Origin of the sequence: Roseburia sp. AF20-18LB (genome assembly GCF_003461185.1) — a bacterium.
In the GTDB taxonomy this organism is placed as follows: domain Bacteria; phylum Bacillota; class Clostridia; order Lachnospirales; family Lachnospiraceae; genus Roseburia_C; species Roseburia_C amylophila.
On the sequence record NZ_QTWP01000005.1, the window covers coordinates 157345 to 167347 of the forward strand.

7 protein-coding genes and 1 other annotated feature are annotated in these 10003 nt (G+C 44.3%); of the genes, 1 reads left to right on the forward strand and 6 read right to left on the reverse strand.

Annotated features, from left to right (window positions below; genetic code table 11):
* Window positions 1–42 precede the first annotated feature (42 nt).
* Window positions 43–273 (forward strand) — a binding site (T-box leader).
* Window positions 274–359: 86 nt separating this feature from the next.
* Window positions 360–2354: a 2-isopropylmalate synthase gene (locus DWX65_RS10750; RefSeq protein WP_117698344.1), complete on the forward strand. Its 1995-nt coding sequence runs from the start codon at window positions 360–362 to the stop codon at window positions 2352–2354.
* 174 nt (window positions 2355–2528) lie between these two features.
* Here DWX65_RS10750 and DWX65_RS10755 read toward each other — a convergent pair whose 3' ends face one another.
* The 6 genes from DWX65_RS10755 to DWX65_RS10780 form a co-directional block, all read right to left on the reverse strand.
* Window positions 2529–3554 (reverse strand): LacI family DNA-binding transcriptional regulator, encoded by a 1026-nt coding sequence (locus DWX65_RS10755; RefSeq protein WP_117947381.1) that lies wholly within the window; start codon window positions 3552–3554, stop codon window positions 2529–2531.
* Between the two features lie 66 nt (window positions 3555–3620).
* On the reverse strand, window positions 3621–5429 hold the full coding sequence (locus tag DWX65_RS10760; RefSeq protein ID WP_118056975.1) for a glycoside hydrolase family 13 protein: 1809 nt from the start codon (window positions 5427–5429) through the stop codon (window positions 3621–3623).
* A 17-nt stretch (window positions 5430–5446) separates the two neighbouring features.
* Complete coding sequence (locus DWX65_RS10765) at window positions 5447–6289, reverse strand: sugar ABC transporter permease (protein WP_117698341.1); 843 nt, start codon at window positions 6287–6289, stop codon at window positions 5447–5449.
* A gap of 1 nt (window position 6290) precedes the next feature.
* A complete protein-coding gene (locus DWX65_RS10770) occupies window positions 6291–7190 on the reverse strand; it encodes a carbohydrate ABC transporter permease (protein ID WP_117947383.1) in 900 nt (299 codons plus the stop codon).
* Window positions 7191–7194: 4 nt separating this feature from the next.
* Window positions 7195–8421 carry an extracellular solute-binding protein gene (locus tag DWX65_RS10775; RefSeq protein ID WP_147339162.1) on the reverse strand — a complete coding sequence of 409 codons (1227 nt, stop codon included), beginning with the start codon at window positions 8419–8421 and terminating at the stop codon, window positions 7195–7197.
* Between the two features lie 56 nt (window positions 8422–8477).
* On the reverse strand, window positions 8478–9641 hold the full coding sequence (locus tag DWX65_RS10780) for a starch-binding protein (RefSeq protein WP_158564734.1): 1164 nt from the start codon (window positions 9639–9641) through the stop codon (window positions 8478–8480).
* Between the last annotated feature and the right edge of the window lie 362 nt (window positions 9642–10003).

Here is a 10003-nt window from a genome sequence, read left to right on the forward strand (position 1 = left end):
CACAAATGTACTTTTTTGTGTTAGTATTACCAAAGACATTTGAAAAAGGCTATGAAAAGGAATAGTAACTGTCAGGAATTCTCTCAGAAAGCCGCCGGTTGATGCAAGACGGCAGAAGGAATACAGTGAACTCGCCTTGAAGCTGCCGGCTGAACCCTATAGTAGGTCGCGACGGACTCCCACCGTTACCCGGGAATGGCATGATAGTGCTAATGAGTGCATGTAACAACATGAAATAGAGTGGTACCGCGAAAGTTTTCTTTCGTCTCTATGATTCATCTTCGAATGATAGAGACGGAAGATTTTTTTTACGCAGGTTACGCTGCAACATAATCAGAATATTTTTTTGGAGGTTCAATATGAAAGGATACGAAAAATATCAGCGTGCATATTTTATGCCGCCTGAATGTACTTATGACTGGGTAAAGAAGGATTATATCGACAAGCCGCCTATCTGGTGCTCCGTTGATTTACGTGATGGCAACCAGGCTCTGATTGAGCCGATGAGCTTAGAGGAAAAGCTGCAGTTCTTTGAAATGCTGGTTAAAATTGGTTTCAAAGAAATTGAAGTTGGTTTCCCTGCTGCTTCCGAGACAGAATACAACTTTATGCGCGCCTTAATCGACCGCAATATGATTCCGGACGATGTTACCGTCCAGGTTCTGACCCAGGCAAGAGAGCATATCATCAAGAAAACCTTTGAAGCGGTAAAAGGTGCTCCGCACGCAGTCATTCATCTTTACAATTCTACCTCTGTTGCACAGCGTGAGCAGGTATTTAAAAAGAGCAAAGAGGAAGTAAAACAGATTGCCATTGACGGGGCAAAGCTTTTGAATAAACTGGCTTCTGAGACCGAAGGAAACTTCTCCTTTGAATACAGCCCGGAAAGTTTCCCGGGAACTGAAGTGGACTATGCCGTGGAAGTCTGCAACGCAGTACTTGATGTATGGCAGCCAAAGGCTTCTAATAAGGCAATCATTAATATTCCAACCACTGTTGAAAATGCAATGCCGCATGTATTTGCCACTCAGGTAGAATACATTCACAAGCATTTGAAATATCGTGATGCCGTAACACTTTCCCTGCATCCACACAATGACCGTGGCTGCGGTGTCTGTGACGCAGAGCTTGGTATTCTTGCCGGAGCCGACCGTATCGAAGGAACTCTTTTCGGTAATGGTGAGCGTACCGGTAATGTAGATATCATCACTCTTGCCATGAATATGTTCTCACACGGCGTTGATCCGAAGCTTAACTTCTCCAACCTGCCTGCAATCCGTGAGAAATATGAAAATTTTACCAGAATGCACGTTTACGAACGTCAGCCATATGCCGGTGATCTGGTATTTACCGCTTTCTCCGGTTCCCATCAGGATGCCATTGCCAAAGGTATGGCATGGCGTGAAGAGAAAAAGCTCAACGAGTGGTCTGTCCCTTATCTTCCGGTTGACCCAATGGATGTGGGCAGAACTTACGATTCTGACGTTATCCGTATCAACAGCCAGTCCGGTAAAGGTGGCGTAAACTACATTTTGAAACAGAACTTTGGCATTTCTCTGCCAGAGAAAATGCGTGAGGAAGTCGGCTATCTGGTAAAACATGTTTCCGATGAAGAGCACAAAGAGCTGTCTCCACAGTGGGTATATGAAATCTTTGAAGATAAGTATGTAAAACGCCAGCCTTACTTCCAGATCGAAGAATGCCACTTCAAACAGGTGGATGGTATTATGGCAGAAGCTACGATTGTTCATGGTGGGCAGAACCGCCTGGTCAGCGCCAACGGAAATGGCCGTCTGGATGCTGTCAGCAACATTATCAAACAGTACTTCGGCATCAGCTATGAGCTGTCCATATACGAAGAACACGCTTTGAGCCATGGTTCCTCTTCCAAGGCTATGTCCTATGTAGGAATCACCTGCTATGGTCAGATGTACTGGGGTGTTGGTATCGACGACGATATCATCAAATCCTCTATCAGCGCACTGGTTGTTGCAGTAAATCAGGTTCCTTCCATAAAATCCAGTGTTGAGATTCAGGATAAGCGCTTAATGGAAATGAAGAATTACATTCAGACAAACTACCAGACCGTCACCTTAGAGGATATGGCAAAACAGTTCCACCTCTCTGAGCCGTACATTTCCAAATATATTAAGGAAAAATCCGGTCAAACATTCGTTGAACTGGTTCAGGGTGTCCGCATGAAAAAAGCAAGAACTCTTTTAAAGAACGGAAATATGACTGTTGAAAACATTGCATACTCCGTGGGTTATCAGAATGTAGAGCATTTCAACCGCCTCTTTAAAAAGAAATACGAGATGACACCGGTACAGTACCGCAATTCCTGTAGTAAATAAATCCTGATTTAAGAATTTAATCAAAGAAACACGCTTAGACCTTGTACTAAAAAAGTACTCGGACTAAGCGTTTTTTCGTAGTTTCTATCTTCCCGGCAAACTGTTATTTCCAACCGGCCATCGGGTCTGATTAACTGCCGTATCTGATTGCAGCGATATCAGTCAGCTACGATATCAGGTCGACTGCCTTACAATCAATGTCGGGATTGTAATATAAGACTGGGCATACAGATTCGGTTTTCTGATTTTCTGGAGGATGTATTTTCCCGCCTGTATTCCCATGTCATACATATCAATATTTACTACGGTCAGCTGCGGCTTCAATATCTGTGAAAATGGATAATCATCAAAAGTAATGACCCTGATATCCGAAGGTATCTCTATTCCGGCATGATGTAATGCATTGACGCAGCCATAGGCAATGTAATTGTTGGCACAGATAATGCCATCCGGTCTTACTTTATTGGAAAGAATCTCTTTGGTCATCTCATATCCACTGTCACATTGGGATTCCCCTCGCTGCACATAATCTTTCGGCACCAGCACATCATGCTCATTCAGAACCGACAACACGCCGTCCAGACGGTGCATGGAAATCTTATCCTCTTCCGTTCCGCCAATAAATGCAAGGGACTGGCAGCCCTGCTCCAGCAGATGTTTCGCTGCCAGTTCACCCGCCAGGCGGTTATCAATATCAATCCAGCAGAAATGGCTGGTAAAGTTAGGATTGCCAATCACCAGATGGGGAATGGATTCCTGAAAAATCATTTCATCCAGTTCTTTAGAAATAACAGCCGCATGAATGATATAGCCGTCTGCCGCCTTCTCTTCTGCTGCTTTGTGGATATAATCCCTCGCTTCTACAGATGACATATTCTTTATTACAAGGCTATAGCCTTTTTCCGTTAAGACATGCTCCATCCCACACACCATTTCAAACATATGCGGGTTGGCAAATCCTGCATTCTTCCCCAGCGAGGTCACAAAGACAATGGTCTTTGTAGACTGTGTGACAAAATTTCTCGCGCGGAGGTTCGGATGGTAATCCAGTTCCTGCATGACCTTTTTCACCCGGTCTATGGTCTCCTGAGAAATGGAATAAGAGCCGTTCATAACCTTTGAGACCGTTGCCGTAGACACTCCCGCCTGCTTTGCCACATCCTTAATCGTAACCGCCATTTTCTGTCCTTTCTGCGCCAAAATAATTTTCCGCCATCATATCTGCATGCTATTGCCCGATATCCTGTTACCATGCAATGCGTGCTATCACTCTTCCACTCTGCCTTTCATTATTACATAACCGTAGCCGTCTAATTTGCTTCCCAGCAGTCCATGCACCAACAGAATCTCACTCTGTCCACTGCCCGACTCTGCCAGAAATGCTGCAACGTCCATCGGTTCTTCATTCCTGTTTATCATAACACGAATCCGTTCTGTGTCACTATATCTTTCATAAATATAGAACCCGCCTTTTTTCTGGGTATAAACCGTGCGGAAATCACCTCTTCGCAGCAGTTCTTCATGCAGGCGCAACCGAATCAGGCTTTGCATAAAGTCAAAAAGAGTATCGCCCGAATTCTGTTCACCAGATTTTTCCCGGAGTCCCTTTTCTTCCATTGTTTTTGCTTTGCATGCCTTTTTCCATGGCATTGCCTGCCGATAGTCCGCCTCTTCAATTCCAGTTACGCCAAGCTCATCACCATAGAAAATGGATGGCATACCCGGAAATGTCATCTGGAAAATCAGTGCCAGCCGGTACTGCCATTCATTTTCATTGCAAAGGGAATAGAACCGGCTCACATCATGGCTGTCTAAAAGGTTTAACTGTGCAAATACCGTCTGTTCCCGGTAACGCATCCGCATATTCGTAACCCGGCTGTCAAATGCTGCACTGCTGATACTCTCTTCTCCAAAGAAGCGTTTACAGTGTTTCCGGAAATCATAATTCATCGTTGAATCAAATATGGTTCCATCCAGCCAGTGATTGGCAGTCTCCCAGACTTCACCAATTAAGATTGCCTCCGGATTGGCTTCTTTTACCTCCCGGTAGAATCTGCGCCACAATGCATCATTAATCTCACTTGCCACATCTAACCGCCAGCCATCTGTGTGAAATTCTTCCACCCAGTATCTCCCTACTTTGCAGATAAAATCTGCTACTTCCGGGTTTGCCGTATCAAGCTTTGGCATCATCCGCTCGTAACCGAAGCACTCGTAATTCGGATACTCCTCCGGGTCTTCGGGGCGGATAACCGGGAATTGCAATCCATAGAACCAGTCCTTTTTATCGGATGCTTCGCCTTTCTGCACCACATCCTCAAATGCCGGGAAATGCCAGCCGCAATGGTTAAATACGCCATCAATAATCACCCGGATTCCGTTGGCATGGAAGGTGTCCACCAGCTCTTTAAAATCATCATTTGTTCCAAAGCATGGGTCAATGTGAAAATAATCCAGCAAATCATATTTATGATATTCGCCTGCTGCAAATATCGGATTAATGTAGATGGCATTGACGCCAAGGTTTTTCAGGTAATCCACATTTTCGGTAATGCCCTTAAGACAGCCTCCCAGCTTTCCTCTTACCACATTTCCTTCAAAGGCGGCTTCTGTTGGCTTGCCGCTGATATACGTTTTTCCTGTAGCAAAGCTGTCCGGAAAAATGTTGTAAATAACGGCATCCTTCGCCCACTCCGGCGGTCTTACAATGTCTGCTCTGTGATTAAAAGGAAGCTGGTAATATTCGGAGCGGTCATCCACCAGTTTTGCACTGAAGCAGTCTCCGTAATAATAGATTTCTTCCGTCCCACTTTCCAGCCTGAAATAATAGCACAGCCGCTTATAGGGGCGCACCAGCTTCACCTCATAATAGTCAAATAATTCACTGCCTGCCACCACATGCATTTCTGCTTCCGTGAAAATTACCGGTGTCAGGCGGCATGCCCGGTCTCCGAAATACAACCTGCAGCGTTTGATATCATCTTTGGCTGTACGGAGCCGGATTGTCACATGCTCTTCGTCTGTTCCATATGCATACTGTGACATGGGTATATGTAAAATTGCACTTTTGTTCATTCTCTGTCCAGCCTTTCTTAACCTTTTACACCTCCGGAGGTCAGTCCGGTTGTCATATTTTTCTGAAGTGCAAAGAACACAATCAGAATTGGTATCGATACCACAATGGACGCTGCCGCAAATATCGGCCAGCTTCCGCTCATTTCCGTTGCCTGCAGGGAATATAAGCCTGCTGCTAACGTATAGGTATCGGAACCTGTCATAAAATTAATTGCAAAAATGTATTCATTCCATACATAGATAAGCACCATCATGGCTGTTACTGCGATGGTCGGCTTTGCAAGCGGCAGTACGATTCTCGTCACAAGCTGCACCGGTGTTGTACCGTCAATCATTGCCGCCTCTTCAATTTCTACCGGAATCGTGTCAAAATATCCTTTCATATTCCACAGGGCAAATACTGCCATGGTTCCCGTGTATACAATAATCAGACCTGTTCTGGTATTAATCAGTCCCATGGGTGACAGCAGCTTATACAGCGCCGTCATGGAAAGCAGGGATGGAAATGCATAGAGCAGTATCAGTGTCCGAAGGATTGCTTTTCTGCCCGGAAATTCCTTTCTGGAGAAAACATATGCCGCCGGAATTCCTGTTCCAAGGGAAATTCCAAGGGTTACTACTGCTAATATCAGACTGTTTTTCAGCCACAGCATAATGGGTTTTTCCGTAAATACTGCTTTATAATTTGCCAGGGTGAAATGTTTCGGAAGGAAAGAAAAATTTGTACTCAATAAGCTGTTATCCGCATTTAGGGACACGGAAAATGCATACAATACCGGCACCAATACCACAAAGCAAAGCAGGATAAGAAAGATATTTGCAAAGACGAGTCCAATATTTTCTCTGGTTCGTTTCTTCATGTTAGTCCGTCTCCTCCTTTGGCTTCATATTGGTCAGCACAGAAAATACAATCAGAATGACAAATATTATCATGGAAATTGCAGAACTGTAGCCGTAATTGTTCGTTATAAATGCCTTTTCATAGGCATAGGTCAGGATTGTCTGCAGATTCGAACCGGTCTTGGCACCCACCTGCTGTGTCAGCAGGAACAGGATATCAAACTGCTTAAAGGTGGTAAATGTTGTAATTACAACCGATGGTGCAATGATTGGCTTAATCATCGGAATCGTAATATACCACATTTTTTGTAACCAGGTTGCTCCGTCCAAAACAGCACTTTCGTAAAAGCTCTTTTCAATACTCTGCAATGCACCGTCCATAATCGTTATCATAAATGGAAGTGCCAGCCAGAGGTTTACGGTGGTACAGCATAAAAATGCCATACCATCGCTGCCCAGCCATTTTACCGGCCCGATGTTGTACTTTGCCAGCCACTGATTGAGCAAACCGAACTGGGAGTTAAACATTCCTGTTTTCCACAGAAGAATGGATACATAACCCGGCATTGCCCAGGGGAAAATCAGCAGCGTCTTATATAGATTTCTCAGGCGGAGCCGCTTTAGGTTCAGCAGATTTGCCAGCAAGAATGCTATGATAAGCTGCAACACCATGTTTATAATTGTCCATAAAATCGTTACCAGAAATGCCTGTATAAAGCCATTATCCAGCACCAGCAGGGCATCCTTATAATTTTTCAGTCCAATCAGTTCATAATTATTCCAGTGATACACATTCATATTGGTCAGTGAAATGTACCCGGTATACAGGATTGGAAAGATTACGATGAGCAAAATCAGTATCAGGGATGGTGCCGACCAGGAATAGGCAAACAGGATTTCTTTTTTCTTATTTTTCTTCAATTTGTTACCTCATACTTTCAATCAACTGCAACGCCTCCTGCTGCGCCGCCTCTGCACTTTCCGTCACATCTTTTCCACTCATGTTGACATCGGTTAAAAGATTACCAACCACCGTCCACATTACATCCATTTCCGGAATATTCGGCATCGGTACTGCATGTTCTGCGGTATCGTGCATTGCCATAACCACTTCATCTGATGTGATTTCATCCATTTCATAGCAGCTTTCCATCGCCGGTGCACAGCCGCTTGCTTTTGCAAGATCCACCTCTACTTCCGGATCCATCAGGGCACGAAGTACTTTTTCTACCGCATCCTTCTTATTTTCTGCAGCATTTTTCAGCACATGAATTCCCTGCACTCCCATATATGGAGAAATCGGATTTCCGGTCTCGTCAATTACCGGCATTGCTGCCACACCAACGTCCATTCCGCTTTCTCTTACGGTTGGCACCAGCCAAGGCCCTGCAATGGTAGAATGTGCCATACCTTCTTTAAACAGGGTATTTACCGTTGCATACTCCGTCTCGCCCGGCATCAAATCCACAAATTTCTTGTGATATTCCAGGGCTGCAATGGTTTCTTTGGAATCCAGCCCCGGTGTGCCATCAGCTGAGAGAATCGTACCGTTAAAGCCATTGATCCAGCCTGCTGCATAGTATGGCGTACTGTGCTGTTCCACAAAGCCATAATGTCCGCCGGCAGTGTTATCCTGCATATATTGATACAGTTCTTCCGTAGTCTGCGGCACTTCATCATCCTTCATATAAAGCCGGTTATACATGAATAACAAAGTCTCGTAATAGACAGGAAGCTGATAGATTTTTCCCTTGTAGGTTGCTGCCTCTAAGGTATTATCCATATATACATCCAGCTCCTCTTCCGGGATAATGTCTGTAATCGGTGCAAGAATGTCCATCTCTGCATATACTCCAATTTTATCATGGGCAAAGAAATACATATCCGGTGCTGCTTTCGGGTCACTTCCCACCATCTTAAGGCTTTCTGTCAAATCACTTTTCTTCTCCAGCACAACATGCACATCCGGTTCCAGTTCCTCCAGTTTCTTCTGAAGGACTTCCGCCACTGCATCTTCTTTATCATGCCAGATTGTTATGGTAGTCTTATCCGTCTCTGACACGCTGTTTCCTCCACAGCCGCTTAACAATCCTGCTGCCATGGTAAGTGTAAGCGCCATTGACATCAATTTACTTCTAACTCTTCTTCTCACTTCTGTCCTCCTGTCTTTTACTTGTGACTTTTTCTTGGTTCTTATTTGTTTAATCTTTATTTATTTTTTGCATTTTTCTTTGCTACAACCACTATAATTACAACTGCTACCGCAATAACCACAATGCCGATTACAATCGGAGCACTATTATTGTTTCCTGCCTCTGCTGTTTCTGCCGGAGCTTCGGTTGCCGGTTCTGCTGCCTCATCTACCTGTGGCTCTTCATAGCTTACTTCAAAGTTATCGGCATCTTTTACCACAAGCCAGATATCCTTTCCTGTATCCACAGAAATATCACTGGTCTGAACACTTCCTTCATTTCCATTGACAATAATGGAATTTACCCAGCCCGGTACTTCTTTTATGAGCCATCCATTTTCGCCTTCTTCTAAGGCTTCGCCCGGCCAGGATGCAAATGCATTGGTTCCGTCCGGTGCCGACCATGCCCAAAGGCAAGGTGCATCCCAGTCAGACGGTGTGATTACATGTACGGTTATATTTGCCACCTCTGCTTTATCCGGGTCTGTATAACTAAAATCTGCTTTTCCGTCTGCATCTACTGTTACCCAGACTTCTGCGGCATCAATAGAAATGTCATCGGTCTGAACACTTCCTTCGTTGGCATTGACAATGATAGAATTTACCCAGATTGGAGCTTTGGCGGTATACCAGCCGTTGTCATCCTGCTTCATTTCCATGCCCGGCCATGCTTCAAATGCGTTAGTTCCATCCGGTGCTGACCATGCCCAAAGGCAAGGATTTTCCCAGCCTGCATCTACTTTTGCATGGATTGCAAATTTCTCCACATATTCCGGTGTCTCACCGGTGGTCTGCTTGTCATAGGTTACTTCTGCATTATCTGCGTCTGTTACGGTAATCCAGCAGTCCTTTTCTCCATCCAGCACCTGCTCTGCAGTCTGGACATTTCCATCATTGGCATTTACAATCACATGATTTACCCAGGTTGGAACCCAGATGTAATACCAGCCTTCATTTGCGCTGTCTGCGTCCATCTCTTCGCCCGGCCACGCCTCAAATGCATTATTTCCATCATCATCCCATGCCCAGACACATGGATTTTCCCAGTCCTGCGGCACCTGTACATATACTGCCTTCTTTGCATCCGTTGCTTCGTCTGCTTTTATTGTCTGCGGTATCATGGCTATCGTCAATACTGCCATAAAGCAAAATGCAATTATTTTTTTCATCACTTTACTCATAAACATTCCTCCTATACATCCTTCATCAGTATCTTCCAAAACAATCTGCGCGCTTTTTGTTTGATAAGCTGATTATATTTCACCCGAAATTGTCGGTCAATTCTTATTTAGGTAATCGTTTTCCCTTATTTTATGGTGATTTTTACTAATTTGTTTTGGATTTTTTGTAGATGTTTCACAGTGATTTCTTATCAATGTGCACAAAGAGGAAATTTTTGTGAATTATTAACGAAACAGTTTCCCTGTGGTTTCCTTACCAAATACCGGGAAATGTAAGAAATACGCTTTGCGAATTTCTCGCAAAAAAGGTATATCGGCAGCAGTGTACCGACCCCTAAAAGTTAGACCAAAAAATCTAACGA

Excerpts from the sequence above, each read along its gene's own strand:
- DWX65_RS10760 (WP_118056975.1), bottom strand. The coding sequence starts at position 5,429 with ATGAACAAAAGTGCAATTTTACATATACCCATGTCACAGTATGCATAT.
- DWX65_RS10780 (WP_158564734.1), bottom strand. The coding sequence starts at position 9,641 with ATGAGTAAAGTGATGAAAAAAATAATTGCATTTTGCTTTATGGCAGTA.
- DWX65_RS10750 (WP_117698344.1), top strand. The coding sequence starts at position 360 with ATGAAAGGATACGAAAAATATCAGCGTGCATATTTTATGCCGCCTGAA.
- DWX65_RS10765 (WP_117698341.1), bottom strand. The coding sequence starts at position 6,289 with ATGAAGAAACGAACCAGAGAAAATATTGGACTCGTCTTTGCAAATATC.